Origin of the sequence: Stenotrophomonas maltophilia, from assembly GCF_001274595.1 — a bacterium.
GTDB lineage: Bacteria > Pseudomonadota > Gammaproteobacteria > Xanthomonadales > Xanthomonadaceae > Stenotrophomonas > Stenotrophomonas forensis.
Genome location: NZ_CP011010.1, coordinates 4,442,578 through 4,458,138, shown reverse-complemented (window position 1 = coordinate 4,458,138; position 15,561 = coordinate 4,442,578). Strand labels below are relative to the sequence as shown.

At 63.0% G+C, this 15,561-nt stretch carries 12 protein-coding genes; 5 read left to right on the top strand and 7 right to left on the bottom strand.

Annotation, left to right across the window (positions count from 1 at the left end; all coding sequences use genetic code 11):
• Positions 1–58 precede the first annotated feature (58 nt).
• Both VN11_RS20290 and VN11_RS20285 read left to right on the top strand, forming a co-directional pair.
• The gene (locus tag VN11_RS20290) at positions 59–499 is read left to right on the top strand and encodes a DUF2231 domain-containing protein (protein ID WP_053451040.1); all 441 of its coding nucleotides are present in this window, start codon (positions 59–61) and stop codon (positions 497–499) included.
• Complete coding sequence (locus VN11_RS20285) at positions 492–1,802, top strand: PQQ-dependent sugar dehydrogenase (protein WP_053451039.1); 1,311 nt, start codon at positions 492–494, stop codon at positions 1,800–1,802. The genes VN11_RS20290 and VN11_RS20285 overlap by 8 nt, the downstream gene beginning before the upstream one ends.
• Before the next feature lie 138 nt (positions 1,803–1,940).
• Here VN11_RS20285 and VN11_RS20280 read toward each other — a convergent pair whose 3' ends face one another.
• On the bottom strand, positions 1,941–2,603 hold the full coding sequence (locus VN11_RS20280) for an exopolysaccharide biosynthesis protein (RefSeq protein WP_053451038.1): 663 nt from the start codon (positions 2,601–2,603) through the stop codon (positions 1,941–1,943).
• 149 nt (positions 2,604–2,752) lie between these two features.
• Between VN11_RS20280 and yidA the strand changes: the two genes are divergently transcribed.
• Both yidA and VN11_RS20270 read left to right on the top strand, forming a co-directional pair.
• Positions 2,753–3,586, top strand: a complete 834-nt coding sequence (gene yidA, locus VN11_RS20275) for a sugar-phosphatase (RefSeq protein WP_053451037.1) — start codon at positions 2,753–2,755, stop codon at positions 3,584–3,586.
• Between the two features lie 334 nt (positions 3,587–3,920).
• Positions 3,921–6,239, top strand: a complete 2,319-nt coding sequence (locus VN11_RS20270) for a TonB-dependent receptor (protein ID WP_053451036.1) — start codon at positions 3,921–3,923, stop codon at positions 6,237–6,239.
• Positions 6,240–6,442: 203 nt separating this feature from the next.
• Here the strand turns inward: VN11_RS20270 and VN11_RS20265 are convergent, their stop codons facing one another.
• On the bottom strand, positions 6,443–7,942 hold the full coding sequence (locus VN11_RS20265) for a YifB family Mg chelatase-like AAA ATPase (RefSeq protein WP_053451035.1): 1,500 nt from the start codon (positions 7,940–7,942) through the stop codon (positions 6,443–6,445).
• Between the two features lie 353 nt (positions 7,943–8,295).
• Here VN11_RS20265 and VN11_RS20260 point away from each other — a divergent pair, with 353 nt between their 5' ends.
• Positions 8,296–9,501, top strand: coding sequence for a substrate-binding domain-containing protein (locus VN11_RS20260; RefSeq protein WP_428992457.1), 1,206 nt, complete (start codon positions 8,296–8,298; stop codon positions 9,499–9,501).
• 123 nt (positions 9,502–9,624) lie between these two features.
• On the opposite strand, the gene VN11_RS20255 is transcribed toward VN11_RS20260, so the two are convergent.
• The 5 genes from VN11_RS20255 to VN11_RS20230 form a co-directional block, all read right to left on the bottom strand.
• Positions 9,625–9,981 (bottom strand): hypothetical protein, encoded by a 357-nt coding sequence (locus tag VN11_RS20255; protein WP_006474723.1) that lies wholly within the window; start codon positions 9,979–9,981, stop codon positions 9,625–9,627.
• A gap of 468 nt (positions 9,982–10,449) precedes the next feature.
• Positions 10,450–11,310 (bottom strand): OST-HTH/LOTUS domain-containing protein, encoded by an 861-nt coding sequence (locus tag VN11_RS20250; protein ID WP_053451033.1) that lies wholly within the window; start codon positions 11,308–11,310, stop codon positions 10,450–10,452.
• Positions 11,311–11,588: 278 nt separating this feature from the next.
• Positions 11,589–13,739, bottom strand: a complete 2,151-nt coding sequence (locus tag VN11_RS20245) for a peptidase domain-containing ABC transporter (RefSeq protein WP_080374978.1) — start codon at positions 13,737–13,739, stop codon at positions 11,589–11,591.
• 2 nt (positions 13,740–13,741) lie between these two features.
• Entirely contained in the window at positions 13,742–14,992 is a 1,251-nt protein-coding gene (locus VN11_RS20235) for an HlyD family secretion protein (protein WP_080374977.1), read from the bottom strand.
• 69 nt (positions 14,993–15,061) lie between these two features.
• A complete protein-coding gene (locus VN11_RS20230; protein ID WP_053451029.1) occupies positions 15,062–15,550 on the bottom strand; it encodes a hypothetical protein in 489 nt (162 codons plus the stop codon).
• Positions 15,551–15,561 lie beyond the last annotated feature (11 nt).

Below are 15,561 nucleotides of genomic sequence, written 5' to 3'. Positions count from 1 at the left end.
CCCTCACATCCGCCTGTGCTACTACGGCCCTCGCACACTTCCGTACCGGAGCACCCAGATGGTCAACCCCCTGGCCCAGGCCCATCGTGGCCCAGGCACTACGCTGTTCAGCCTGTTGAACCCGATACCGTTCGGCTTCTTCGTCGGCGCGCTGATCTTCGACGCGATCTACCTCAACAGCGCCGAGGTGATGTGGGGCAAGGCCGCGGCCTGGCTGATCACCTTCGGCCTGCTGATCGCCATCGTGCCGCGGCTGATCAACCTGTTCGCGGTCTGGCGCCGCAACGGCACGGCCACCCGCATCGACCGCATCGACTTCTTCCTCAACCTGGTGGCCGTGCTGCTGGCGATCTGGAACGCCTTCGTGCACAGCCGTGATGCCTATGCCGTCGCGGTGCCGGGCACGATCCTGTCGGCGCTGACCGTGGCCCTGATCGCACTGGGCCTGATCCTGCTGTCGTTGCAGCCGCCGGTGCTGCAGGGAGGCCGTCATGGCTAAGCACATCCTGCCCACCGTGGCCGCCCTGGCACTGGCCGTCACCCTGTCGGCCTGTGCAGGCAAGGCCGAGTACCACCCCGCCGACCAGTCCGGCACGAAGCCGCCGCTGCCGGCGCCGAAGAACTTCCTGATGCCACCGATGCAGGTGCCCAAGGGCGTCGGCTGGGCCGAAGGCCAGTCACCGACGGTGGCCGACGGCCTGAAGATCGAGCGCATCGCCGCCAACCTGATGCACCCGCGGCGCCTGCTGACCCTGCCCAATGGCGACGTGCTGGTGGTGGAAGGCAACGGCCCCGGTGAAGAGCCGGTCACCACGCCCAAGCAGTGGATCGCCGGCAAGGTGAAGGCCCGTTCGGGCAAGGCCGGCAAGGGCGGCAACCGGGTCACCCTGCTGCGCCGCACGCCCGGCACCACCACCTGGACCCAGCACGTCTACATCGAGGGCCTGCATTCGCCGTTCGGCATCCAGCTGATCGGTGACACGCTGTACGTGGCCAACACCGGCAACATCATGCAGTACCACTATGTGCCGGGCGAAACCCGCATGTCCGACAAGGGCCGCGAGTTCACCGACCTGCCCAGCACCATCAACCACCACTGGACCAAGGAACTGCTGGCCAGCCGCGATGGCAGCAAGTTGTACGTGGGCGTGGGCTCCAACAGCAACATCACCGAGAACGGCCTGGCGGTGGAGTACCGCCGCGCCGTGGTGCTGGAAGTGGACGTGGCCACCCGTGGCAGCCGCATCTTTGCATCGGGCATCCGCAACCCGACCGGTCTGGACTGGGAGCCGAGTACCGGCAAGCTGTGGGCGGTGGCCAACGAGCGCGACGAGATCGGCGCCGACCTGGTGCCCGATTACCTGACCTCGGTGAAGGAAGATGGCTTCTACGGCTGGCCCTACAGCTACTACGGCCAGCATGTGGATGAGCGCGTGCAGCCGCAGCGGCCGGACCTGGTGGCCAAGGCGATCGTGCCCGACTACGCCATCGGCTCGCACGTGGCACCGCTGGGGTTGCTGTTCTACACCGGGCAGGCGTTGCCGGCGCAGTACCACGGTGGCGCTTTCATCGGCGAGCACGGCAGCTGGGATCGTTCACCGCTGAGCGGCTATGAAGTGGTGTACGTGCCGTTCAAGGACGGCAAGCCAACCGGGCGGCCGCAGACCGTGGTCGGTGGCTTCACTTCCAAAGACGAGAAGACGCTGATGGGCGCACCGGTGGGCATGGCGATGGATGCCGAGGGCGCACTGCTGGTGGCCGACGACGTGGGCGACGTGGTGTGGCGGGTGTCAGCCAAGTAGCCTTGTAGAGTCGAGCTTGCTCGACTGCTTTGGATCTGGCCCTTGTAGAGTCGAGCTTGCTCGACTGCTGTTGGAAGGTGCAGTCGAGCATGGCTCGACTCTACAAAAAGCCGGAATCAGCCGAGCATGGGCTCGGCTCTACAGTTCCGACGGCCCGCTGCGCAGCCCGCTGAACACCGATTCGGCAGCAAACCCCACGCCACCCAGCAGCACGCCGAAATACACCACCGTGGCCACCACGAATCCGTAGCCGGCCGCCACCGCCGCGCCATCGCGCTGGATGAAGCCGATCGCAAACGACATCAGCGCCAGCGCCGGCAGCGTGTTGCTGAAGGGAATCGGCCCGGCCGGCGCCATCAGCAGCAGGGTCGCGAACACCAGCATCAGGTTGTTCAGGCGCATCATCTTCTTCGAGCGCACCATCACCGCCAGCCGCATCGGCCGCGACAACCGCTCCATGCGGTGCACCCACTTCAGCGCACGGCCCAGGTTGGCCTTCAGCTTGTCGGTGGCGATCTCGCGGCGCGCCAGCTTCTGCGCCACCCACAACGGGCGGTTGCGCACCCGGCTCAGGCCGATCAGCAGGATCGAGGCGCCAAACACCGTACTCAGCCCGGGAATCGACACTGGAATGATGAAGATGGCCGAGAGCAGGATCACGATCAGCAGCAGGCCCTCATCGCCCAGCGCGCTGAGCAGGGTGCCGACGCTGACCTGTTCGCCGGGCAGCTCGTCGATCATCTGCTCGATCTGCTGGGCCAGCGGCGCGCTGTCTTTGGTTTCGGGGGCACGGTAGGTCATGCGTCGCAAGGTTCTCCAGGGAAGGGCGGTCAGCGGGCCGTCCTGCGGTGGGGGACGCACAGGGTCCTGCAGTATCCCGGCCAACGTGGGCAAAGAGGTGAACCGGGCATGAGGGGGTAAACTGGCGTGCCCCGCACGAGTTGAACGCAATGGACATGGGCCGCAGGCAATCGACCATCGAACTGGTCGCCATCGACATGGATGGCACCCTGCTGGATCCAGCCCACCAGCTCACCGCCCGGGCCAGGCAGGCCATCGCGCAGGCGCGCGCGCTGGGCGTGCACATCGTGCTGACCAGCGGCCGCCCGGTTCCCGGCCTGGCACCGTTCCTGCACGAGCTGGGCATCACCGGTGACGACGACTACTGCATCGCCTGCAACGGCGGCCTGGTGCAGCGCATCGGCACGCGCGAAACCGTGGTCGAGTATCCGCTCAGCTTCGACGACTTCCTGTTCTGCGAGCAGGTGGCCCGCGACCTGGGCGTGCACTTCCAGGCGCTGGACAGCCAGCGCATGTACACGCCCAACCAGGACATCAGCTACTACACCGTGGCCGACTCGCATCTTTCGCGGATGCCGCTGTCGTATCGCCGCGTGCAGGACATGGACCCGTCGATGTCCTTCATCAAGCTGATGATGATCGACGCGCCGGACGTGCTGGATGCCGCCATCGCACGCCTGCCCGCCGAACTGACCGAGCGCTTCGCGGTGCTGAAGAGCGCTCCGTTCTTCCTGGAGGTGTTCGACCATCGCGCCGGCAAGGGGCCAAGCCTGCAGAAGCTGGCCGAGCACCTGGGCATCGACCGCGCCAACGTGATGGCCATAGGTGACCAGGAGAACGACCTGACCATGCTGCAGTACGCCGGCACCAGCGTGGCGATGGGCAACGCCATCGATGCGGTGAAGGCCGTGGCGCGGTTTGAAACCACCAGCAATGCCGACGAAGGCGTGGCGCGCGCGATCGAGCGCTTCGTTCTGCAGTAACCGCACGTCCCCATGCCCTGGTAGGTGCCAACCTTGGTTGGCACACATGAAGGGCATGCACCGACCTATACCCACGTATAACCCACCCATCCCCACCGCCATTGCCGCTGTACCAAGGCGCAATGGCGGATGCGGCAGCGCGATGCAAGAATTTCGCACGTCGAAATCACCCCACCGAATCCCGCGGCAGATGATCGCTTTCGTCTGCTGATCGGCGCGCACCGCGCGGTCATCCCCTCAACGCAATCGCATCGCCAGCCAGGGCGCCGATACCGGTGCTGCAACGCGCTGGGCGTGCGCCTGCGCCGCTCTCTCCCTGCACCTGGATCTGCCCATGAACACTCCACCCACGACGCGCCTCGCACTGGCCATCATCACCGTCATCGCCACACCCGCCTACGCCGCCGAATCGTCCGACACCGCGCACGACACGCCCACCACCTTGAACGCGCTGCAGGTGATCGCCACGCCGCGTGGCGCCGCCGTCGCGCCAACCCAGGTGGTCGGCCCCAACCGCTACATCATCAAGGCCGAAGACCTCGACGCCATGGTCACCGGCAACAACGGCCTGGCCATGCTCAAGCAGGTACCCGGCGCCAGCTACACCGCCACCGACGGCCTGGGCCTGGATATCTCGGCCACCAGCCTGTTCGTGCGCGGCTTCCGCATGAATGAAATGGGCATCACGTTCGAGGGCGTGCCGCTGAACGACAACGGCTTCCTCTCGCTCACCGGCACCAGCGTGGTGAATGTGGGCGTACCCGATGGCATCGGCGCGATCACGGTCAGCCCCGGTGGCGCACCGGTCAGTGTGTTCTCCAGCAGCGTCAACGGCGGCAGCCTGGAATACCGCCTGCGCGAGCTGCAGGACACGCCCAGCCTGCGTGTGAAGCAGGGCGTGGGCAGCAACAGCACGCTGGTCACCACCGTGTCCGGGCAGAGCGGCCAGCTCGGCGAGCACGGCCCGAAGGTGCTGGTCGACCTGCAGCGCGTGTCGGCCGACAAGTACCAGGGCGAGGGCACCCAGAACTTCCTGCGCGGCGATCTGAAGCTGCGGCAGGACGTGGCCTGGGGTGACTTCACCGTGTTCCTGTCCGACAGCAAGGCCAAGGTCTGGGGCTACAACAACATCTCCTTCGACATGATCCGCAAGCTGGGCTGGAAGGCCGATATCTTCTATCCAGATTATGCGTGGGCGTGGTACGTGGCTTCGCCGGAAAACGCAAACAAATCCTGTGGCGCCTACACCTGCGGTGAGCTGTCCGAACTGATCCCGTACGACACCGGCCAGACCACCCGCGACCGCGTGTCCTCGATCAACCACCGGTTCCAGATCACCCCGGCGCTGAGTGGCAACGTGCAGCTGTACAACGCCAACAGCCATACCCAGGCCACGCTCACCGACCCGACCGTGCCATCGCCCAACGGTGCACCGTTCTCCGAGCAGGTGCAGACGCCGCGCGTGAATCGGCTGGGCGGCATGCTCAACCTGCAGTTCGAGACCGGCGCGCATACCTTCACCGCCGGCGTCTGGCAGGAGAAGAGCAAGGCCGCGGCCAAGACCGAGTGGTACCAGCAGCCGCTGCTGGGCGAGGGCCCGCCGCTGAAGGCCACCGGTCCGTTCGATGTGTATGGCCCCGCGTTCAAGACCGACAATGCATCGAGCTGGGTGACCCGCTCGCGCCAGTTTTACCTGCAGGACGACATCGTGTTGAACGACACGCTGAAGCTGGGTGTCGGCTTCAAGGCCGTGGACTTTCGCACCAGCGGTGGCGGCCTGGGTGATGCCAAGGACCGGCCGGTGAACGGCACGCTGCGCGCGAAGAGCAACTTCCTGCCGCATGTCTCGCTGTTCTGGAGCCCGACCGAATCCACCGATGCCTTCATCGATCTGGCCAACACCATGAACGGCTACCGCGTGGCCCAGCGCGGCAACATCGGCTACACCGCCTCGGCGTGGACGATCACCGACCAGGAAGAGTTCGACCGCGTAGCGGGCACGCTGCGCCCGGAGAAGAACTGGAACCTGACCCTCGGTGCCTCGCATCGTTTCGACCGGCTGACGATTACCGGCGATGTGTTCTACAACGACATCCGTAACCGCCTGCTGTCGGCCGCCATCGGCACCCAGTTCGCGCAGATCAACACCGTGCGGCTGATGCCGAAGATGCACGTGATCGGCGCCGACCTCGGCATCACCGCCGACCTGACCGACCACCTGCAGTTCTACCAGGGCGTGGCCGTGGCCCGTTCGTACTACGACAGCGATTTCGTGGTGGGCGACACGGTGTACCCGATCAAGGGCAACGCGCAGCCGGGCTACCCACAGATTTCGCTGGTGAGCGATCTTTCCGCACACTTCGGCGACTGGCGTTTCGGTGCCACCAGCACCTCGTACCTGCGCCAGCCTTTCACCTACGAGAACGACATCCGCGTGCCGACCTTCTGGCAGGTCAACACCTACGCCGCCTACCGCTTCGGTGCGGACAGCGTGGTGCCTGGACTGGAGCTGCGGCTGGACGTGAGCAACCTGTTCAACCGCCACAACATCGGTACCGCCACCATCGCCGGCTCGTCGTTCTCGGGGGATTACCAGACCCTGCAGCGCAGCGCGCCCCGGCAGCTGATGTTCAGTACCTCGATGACGTTCTGAGGCAACAAGGAGTGTGGGGGTCAGATCCCTTTGCACCGCAAAGGGATCTGACCCCCCCCAACACCCGCCGAGCTGCCATGATCCGCTCTTGGTAGAGTCGACTGTTAGTCGACTGCTCTTCGCATTTACCCGGCAGAAGATCGCGCTTCGCGCGCGAGTCGATCAGCAGTCGACTCTACCAACGACCACTCCGAACGGTGCTTCTAGGGCTTTCCCCGGTCCAACTGCCGGTACCCGATCGCTTCAGAAAGATGCGCGGTCTGGATCGCTTCACAACCCGCCAGATCTGCAATCGTGCGCGCCACCCGCAGGATTCGATGCATCGCCCGTGCCGAAAGCTGCAGGCGCTCGATGGCCTGCTCCAGCACATCCTGATCGGCTTCGCTCAGTCTCGTGCACGCCCGCAGTGCCGCCGGTGGCAGATGGGCATTCAGCCCGCCACGCGCCTGTTGCCGGGCATGCGCGGCTTCCACCCGCTCACGCACCGATGCGCTGGGTTCCCCCAGCGGCGTGCTCTCCCGCAGCTCTACAGCGTCCATCCTGGCCACACTGATATGCAGGTCGATGCGGTCCAGCAGCGGCCCTGACACCCGCGCGCGATAGCGGGTGATGCGCTCATCCGTGCACAGGCAGCGGTTGCTGCGGTCACCGGCCCAGCCACACGGGCAGGGGTTCATCGCGGCCACCAGCTGAAAGCGTGCGGGGTACTGCACGCTACGCGCCGCGCGCGCGATACGGATATGCCCTGATTCCAACGGCTCACGTAGCGTCTCCAGTGCGCTGCGGTTCCATTCCGGCAGTTCGTCCAGGAACAGCACCCCGTGGTGCGCCAGCGAAATCTCGCCGGGGCAGGGTGGGTTGCCACCCCCTACCAGCGCCGCTGCACTCGCACTGTGGTGCGGTGCCCGGAACGGCCGCTGTCGCCAGCGGCGCGGGTCCAGCCCTTCACCGCTCACCGAGGCAATCGCGGCCAGCTGCAGTGCTTCAGTCTCTTCGGTGTCAGGCAACAGACTGGGCAGGCGCGAGGCCAACAGCGTCTTGCCGCAGCCAGGGCTACCGATCAGCAACATATGGTGCCCACCCGCAGCGGCGACCTCCAATGCACGCCGCGCATGCGCCTGCCCGCGCACGTCGGCCAGATCCGGCAGCGGCAATGGCGTGGTGTCCACGCGCTCCACGGGCGGCAACAGGCGCGGATTGCCCAACCCGGCGCAGCACTCCAGCAGCGTGCGCGCCACACGCACATCGGCGTGCTCGGCCAACGCAGCCTCGGCGGCATTGCCCGGCGGTACCACCAGAATGCGCCCGGCTTCAGCGGCCGCAATCGCCGCGGGCAGCGCACCGGCCACCGGCCGTAGCTCACCGGTCAGGCCCAGCTCGCCCAGGAACTCGTACTGAAGCAGCGCCTGCGGATCGACCTGGCCGCTGGCCGCAAGAATGCCCAGCGCAATCGCCAGATCGTAGCGGCCCCCCTCCTTGGGCAGATCGGCGGGCGCCAGGTTCAAGGTGATGCGCCGTTGTGGAAAATCGAAGCGCGCACAGAGCAGCGCCGCGCGCACGCGTTCGCGTGATTCGCGCACGCTGGTTTCGGCCAGGCCGACAATCTGGGTGGCAGGCAGGCCACCAGAGAGATGCACTTCCACCCGCACCAGCGGGGCATCGACCCCGGCGCGGGCGCGGCTATGGACCAGCGCCAGGCTCATGTGTGGTTTCCTGCGGAGGGGACGCTCGATGGTGTGGCAGGCACTTCGCAGGCTGCTATCGGGGAATGCTGGCGAAGCGGCTAGGAGGATTCCGGCAGCCGGCTTTCGAGAGTGGCCGCTCGCCATGCCCTGATAGCACCACAGAGATTCGCGCGATCTCCGGATTCGTTGCAGCATCGCTTGCAGGAACTGGCGTCTCTGCCCGGTTCCTCCACAGGTTTATTAAAGCCTCTGTCATTCTTTCAGACCAGGATCTAGCTGGCGCCATGGAAGGAGGCTCCTGGCGATCGCGAGCAATCGGCCGGTGCCTCGTTTGCCCTTCATTGACGAAGCAAACCTCTCAGGAGATGCACATGTACGTGCCAAAGACTCTGGTGGCCTTGATCGTGGCCGCCGCACTCGCCCCTGTTGATTCGGCATCTGCGCAGGCCCTGGTGCAGGGAGGAGGCGCCTCAATGCCCGCGTCCCTGTACAAGGGAGCGACGGACAATATCTTGCCGACAGAATTCAGCTATGTCGTGCTGGGTTCCGGCAATGGGAAGCGTGCGTTCCTCAACAATGAGCCCGCGCTGCTGCAGACGACCGGAACGGTCCATTACGCAGGCAGTGACGCGGTGCTGACCAGTACCGAACTGGCGGCGTACAACAGCACCTACAATTCCTACGGGTCCGGCAACGCCTATGGGCCGCTGATACAGATCCCCGTTGCGCTGGCCCCGATCATTGTTCCGTTCAACAAGCCTGGTGGCGTGCTGGACCTGACGGTTTCCCAGCTCTGCGGAGTGTTCTCCGGCAGGATCACCCGCTGGGATCAACTGCCGGCTGGAGGTCGGACGGGGCAGATCACTGTCGTCTACCGGGCGGAGAGCAGCGGCAGCAGCGAGATCCTCACCCGTTTCCTCACCGCCGCCTGCCAAACGAGCGACGTCTCGGGCACAACGCTGAAATCCAGTGGCTGGGGTCTGGTGCCCTCGTTCTCGGTGCAGCCCACGTTCGCCAACCTGTTCGTTGGCAACACGGTACCGTCCAACTTCATGGCTGCGCCAGGGCCGGGGGACGTTGCGCTCTACAATGCCGTCCTGGTTGGAGATGGTCGGATTGGCTACACCGGGCCGGATGTCGTTGCAAACCTCAGCGATGCGACCAAGGTTGCAACCGTGAAGGGATACTCGCCTGCCGAAGTCAGCCTGCAGGCGACCATCGAAACCGTCTCGCCGCCGACCGGAGCGGCCGCCAATGATCCAGCCAACTGGGTGCCTGTGTTCGGCAACCCCTCGGCGGGTTATCCCATCGTTGGGCTCACGAACCTGATCATCGGCCAGTGCTACCAGAACCGGATGGTCGGCAACAGCCTGCGCAGTTTCCTGCTCACGCACTATGGAAGTGCCCAGGTCGGAGGGGTTGAGCAGGGTCGAAACGATGCTGCCGTTCGAAGCCACGGCTTCTACCCGTTGCCCAACAGTTGGCGAAATGCGATTCGCACGCGCTTCGCACTGGCTGGCAATGCGGCTGGCCTGAACAACCCGGCGGTCTGCAACGGCATCGGGCGTCCGCTCTAGTGAGCGTGCGGGACGTGGAAGGCGCAAGTGCCGGCGGCCAGGTCGGCACTTGCTGTTCCGCGGCATGCCTCGCCCAAACAGATGGACGAGGCCTGACAGTTGGGCGCTCGATCCGCCGCGCCTTCAATCCCTGGGCCGCATCCGCTCGTGGATGAAAGCAGTAAGTGCAATATCGGCCATCACCAGCCCCTCCATCACCCGGTCGCCCACGTACTGCTCGGGCTCGCCGTTCTGGCGCGTGCGCTCGGCCGCCAGCAGGATCTCCTGCACGATGCGCTGGCCCGTGAGTGCGCAATCGGCGTCGGACAGGGAAATCTGCCGGCTGCGCAGCAGGTGGCGTTCGGGCCAGGGTTGGCCGTCGGCGGCAGCGCCGGCACCGATGGCGTGCAGGACGGCGATGAGGCTGGTGGGGTCCAGGGCAGGGCCGGGTGATGGCGGCTGCTGGATGGGGCGCGGGGGAGGGGAGTGCGGCTTGGTCATGTCAGGCTCCGTGCATGTAGGCAGAAGCCGCCACCGATAAGGGTGGCGGACGGGGCATGGCTCGAAAACCGGATGTTGGGAACCGGCGGGTACAAGACCCCCACGCCCCGCCCGCCATAGCTGGCAGACGGATTGCCAGCCGGCACCACGCAGGGTGATGCCGGCTGGCAAGCGCAAACTACTTCCCAACGACGGGTTTTCGAGGCCCGACCACCGATGCACGGTGGCGGGGTAACGATTACCTGCTGTTGGGAGGATTGCCAAGGGGTGGGGGCCAATGCCGCCAAAACCCGAGACGCTATCGGCATTGTCGCATAGCGTGGAAAGGGGCAAGAGCCTTGGCGCGTCAGGCGGAACGGCACTTCTGGGACGGAGTCGTCAGATCCTTCGGCCAGAGACGCAAGGCGCGGCAAATGCGACAGCGCTTGGTGGGCGACAGCGTATGGCGGCCACCGCCAGCAGAACTGGTCAGCCTGTCGACTCAGGCCGCTCACGAAACCACGCTCCACGTTGGCCGTTGTGCGCGAAGTTGCGCAGCTCGAACTGACGGGATTCATGGATGACGTGGCGCCATCGGGCGCAGCCATACTTCCTGGGGGTTTGCTCGGGATGGTGCTCTGCCATCCACAGAGCGGCTGTGTCCAGATTCACCCAACCGTCGATCGCCCGTTCTCGGAAAGCCTGTCTGAGCGCACTGACAATGCCGGCGAACGGCCAATGGATCTGCCCATCAGGCGCGATGCCGTTGACCAGAAAGTCATGGAACTCTGGGCTCTGCACCAGTTCAGCAAAGGCTGTCATGCCCTGCGCCATACCTGCGGCAAGCGTGCGCAGTTGTTCAAACTGTCGATCGATCTCGGTGCAAGCGTGCCTGAGCGCATCCTGGGCCTTGACGCATTCATCGATAGTCCGGATGTCGTACTGCTCGAAGAAGTGGTGAACGAGCGTGTTCCTGAGGTTAACCAGTGCGCGCAGATCCGTTTGCAGGGCCGCATGGGATTCCCCTGGCAGATTGATCGCCATGTGCAGGCCAAAAAGGCTTGAATCATGGTCGAGACCTGATGGGACGTCGGGAACTTCGCCGCCTTCCTTCAGCATGCATTCGGTAGTCAGGCGACCCACCAAAGCGCCCATGGTGCTACCGCTGATCTCAGTCCTGCGGTTGTTCAAACTCTTTGGGAGCGTTTCCGGTGTGCCGGACAACTTCTGAAAGGCCAGCATGGACTTCATCAGTTGCTCGCACTGTTGAAGTCGAAGAATGCAACGACCGATAAGCCGTTGCACTTCGTGCTGCGCACCGACAATGTCATTCGGGTCGATTACGGACATGGCAAATCTGAGCATGGGTCTGGCCAACTGTACCGCTTCGGCGGAGAGAAGCGCAGGCCGGGCCGCGAGCCGGCCGAGGCTGTTGTCCGCTTCACTTCTAGGCGTGAGTGGAGCACCCAGCCATTCGCTCTCGGCGGCGCCGAATCCAGCGATGGTCCGCTGATCCTTCTCGTTGACAGAGAAGGGCGGATGTCAGCTCTTGGCCGAAGCGAACGTAGGGCTAGAGGGATTGCCACACTGTACCGCGACTGTGTACGCACGAGTACCAGCCCCGAATCTCAGTAGGCGGCAGCCCTTCCCCTTCGGCTGACGGACCCATCTGGATGCACACGCAGCAGACAATCCGCAGCATCTATTGTCTCGAATCGATGTGCAATCTGAATGACAGTGAGTGACATCTGCTTGAGATGAGCATTGATACTCTGCTCAGTTTCTGCATCCAGATGGCTGGTCGCTTCGTCTAGAAGGAGGGCTTGGGGCTGTTGGTAGAGCGCCCGGGCCAGCATGATTCGCTGGCGCTGTCCTCCTGACAAGGTCGATCCCATGTCACCAACCGATGTTCGATAGCCCATCGGCATTCTTGAAATGTCATCGTGAATGCAAGCGGCTTGGGCTGAGTGCTCGATCTGCTGCTGCGGAGCCCCTTCCTGGAACAGGGCGATGTTCTCAGCCAGACTCCCGTGGAAAAGCGCGTCATCCTGCATGACGCATCCAAACATGCGCCGGGCCCGGGTCGGACCAAGATGGCTCAAAGGGATGCCATTCAATAGGATTTCCCCACTGTTGACGGTCAGCAGTCCGACAAGGAGCTTGGCGATCGTGCTCTTGCCTGTACCCGACGCACCGGTGATAGCAGTCATCTGGCCCGCTGGGATAATGGCGCTGGCGTTGTTCAACACCCATGGCTGATTGTCTGCATATCTGAAGCAGACGTTGCGGAGCTCAACCTCAACGGGTTGAACGCGCGCGCTCAAAGGTGCAGCGGGCTCCTTCTCAACGGGTGCAAGAGCAATGTCAGCAACTCTTTCCGCATGTGAACCGAGCAACGCGAGTTGGATTGCGTACTCGGAAAGCGCACTCAGACGCGAGATGAACTGCTCTGAGTACGAGGCGTACGCAATCAGCATCCCGGCAGTGAACCGTCCCTCCATCACCAGTGATGCGCCGATTGCGAGAGCACCAAGCCTACCTACAGACAGCAGGACGCCACCCCAGGATGCGTAGGACAAGCTCGTACGCTGAACGGCAATGGATGCTGCGATTGCTGCTGCGCTTCGGTTCGCAAAGCGGGACGATTGCCAGCCAGTCTTCCCGAAAAGCTTCAAAGTCTGCGCACCGCGGATGGATTCAAGCAGCATGGACTGCCGGCGCGCGTCCTCGGTCAAGGAGGAAACCGTTGCGTGTTGCAGTCGCTTCACGTAGATGGCCCTGACGCCTACATAAGCCAGCGCTGTGAGGCTTGTAAATGCGCCTAGAAGTGGGCTGTAGACAAACAGCATGGCTCCTGTTGCAAGGGCCATGACACCATCTAGTATCCCAGCGACCAACTGCGTGCTTATGGCCTGCTGTATTGTGTTTAGTGACGTGAATCGCGATGTTATGTCACCCAGGCTGCGACTTTGGAAGTACTGGGTAGGTAGGCGCAGCAGCCTAGCGAACACGCCCGAGCTCCATCCAATATTGATCTGGCTGCTCAGCCAAACAATTGCCCAGGACCGCAGCCAACCCAGCAGCAGCTGAAGAAGGGCGAGAAGGCTCAGTCCCACTATGACAACCGGAAGAAGGGCACGGTCCCCATCGGCGAGTACACGGTCGATGACTATCTGGAAGCCTTGGGGTGAAGCGAGCGCCATGAGTTCCAACGCAACTGAAAGAAGCCCCAGGTTGACCAGCGCTGGTCGGAGACCAGAGATCGGCCCAATGAGTGACCTCAGACGAAGACTACTGCGCGCTTGGGCCTTCCTGAGATCGGGTCCCTTCAAGAGCTCGATTGCCACCCCTGTGAAGTGCCGGCCAAGCGCCGCCCAAGAGATCTCCACGCGGCCTTGGGATGGATCCAGAATCACGACTTTCCTCGCCTTCACCTTTTCCAGGACAACGAAGTGGTCCATGTTCCAATGCAGAACTGCGGGCAGTACGAGCTGATCCAGTTCATCTGGCTCAGCCCGAAGAGGGCGCGCCACAAGGCCTTTCCGCTCCGCAACATCGCTGATATCAGATACCGACATTCCTTGCGGATAGGATCCGGCGAATGCCCTGAGCTGTTCCAGAGAAAGCCGATGGCCATGGTGATCAAGTATCATGGCCAAGCAGGCCAGACCGCACTCGTTGGCTTCACTCTGGTAGAAGATCTTGACCGGACGCTTCATCCATTGACGCAATAGATCGCCGGGTTTTGGGCTGACTGCTGTGGAGTTGGCGACTTGCATGATCAGTCCTGTATAGACGCTCGAAATGCGGTGATCGGCTCAAGTAGCCAAGCGATGATTGAGCGATCCTCCAACAGAAGCGCAGCTTCCAGCTGCATCCCGGGAACCAGCGCTCGCTGCTGGCCATCAGTCACGATCTGCTGCCTTTCCAACGACGCGATGGCTCTGTACATTGGCTGGGCTGGCGGCTGCTGGCCAAGCAGGGCTGACAGCTGTGCAGGTTGAGTCGGGGTTTCGGAAACCTGTTCGACAACCCCGTATTGAACCCCATATTTCTGATAGGGGAATGCCGCATAGTGCATGGCAACCTTGGTGCCTCGATGAACAAAGCCGATTGCCGTGCTGGGAATGAAAATTTCCGCTTTCAGCGTCGTAGGTGTCGGAATGAGAGAGGCAATAGGTTGCCCAGGCTCAACATAGTTCTCTGGCTGAACAAGAACGGAGCTGACTAGCGCGTCTGATTGAGCCCTCACCACCAGCTCAAGCTCGCTCTGATCCTGGGCGAGGCTGGTGCGTAATCTCGCTTGCTCTCGCCGAAGATCGTTCAACTTGAGTTCCGAATCGATCTCCAGACTCGTCAACTTGCGGCTTGTTTCGCGTTGCTGTTGAGAGATATCTTCAAGCTGCCGATGCAGGCCTGATGTCTGCGCCCGGGTATCCAGAAGCGCACTTTCGAGGTCCTGGACTTGATACTCAGCCACAAATCCATCCTTCAAAAGCGGACGCAGCTTCGTCAGTGTCCGCTGCTTCTGCTCAGCGGCCTGCTGCTGATAGCCAATCTGCTGACGAAGATCCGATGCCTGGGCGAGAAGAGATTTGACACGCTCCCTCAACTGATGCTGCTCACTGATCAGCGCTGCCTCGGTAGCTGCGACGCTCGCGTGGACCGAGGTGATTTGATTCTCAATGTTCTCCTCGACTCTGGCATGCACGGCACCCCCGCGGGTGTGCATTTCGCTGGATAGCCGCAGGATCGGATCTCCCTTTCGAACGTGTTGGTGCTCTCTGACGTACACCTCTGAGACGGTTGCAGATCGACGCGCTAGAATCCGGCTCTCGCCCGTATCAGTAACTAGATGACCAGATACCTGTTCCCGGCGAGCATAGTGGGCATGGAATGAGAGAACGAGTGCGGCCAAGCACAGTGCAGTGGCGCTAACACCAGCTGCGAAGTGAGCCTTTGGCGTTGAAACGATGATGGCGCCAAACTGGTCTGCATGAGCAGTCTCGGCTTCCTTGCGAAACAGTTCCATTGATCAGTTCTGCTGGGCGTGATGGCAGTGCCGGTTAGAGGGAGGGAGGTCGCCCCCCTCCCTTAAAGCCTAGCGACAGCTGATTCGATTGAAGATGCCTTGAGTCAGGGGGAACGGCTGCTCAATGCCATGTGACACGACTTCCGCGAGGTCCGGAACAAATAGAAACTGCGGGGCACTCTTGAGGTTCCTTAGATCTTCATTCACATGCAGGGACTGATCCCAACCGAAGATGGGCATGTCCCGAATGGCCCGGGGAGCATCCGGATCGGGCTGGTGCCATGACGGCTGCGTAAAGTCATCTACGTAGATAAGGGACGAGTACGAACCGCTGCCCTTGTCGGCGATGAACCAAGCCTTGAAGCCCCGGGATCGGTCTTCCAGAGTGACTCCAAGTGTGTTCCCTGTTCCAGGCATTGCTAGCGGCTGGATTCGAGCGTGCAGTGCAGGGTTGCTGGAGTAAACGTACTCCGCTACCGCGCTTCCACACTCCGCAGCTGAGGCGCCGGTCGACATCAGCACCCCTGCGAGTACGCAAGTGGCTAGCTTGGCTTTCATGGAATTTCTCC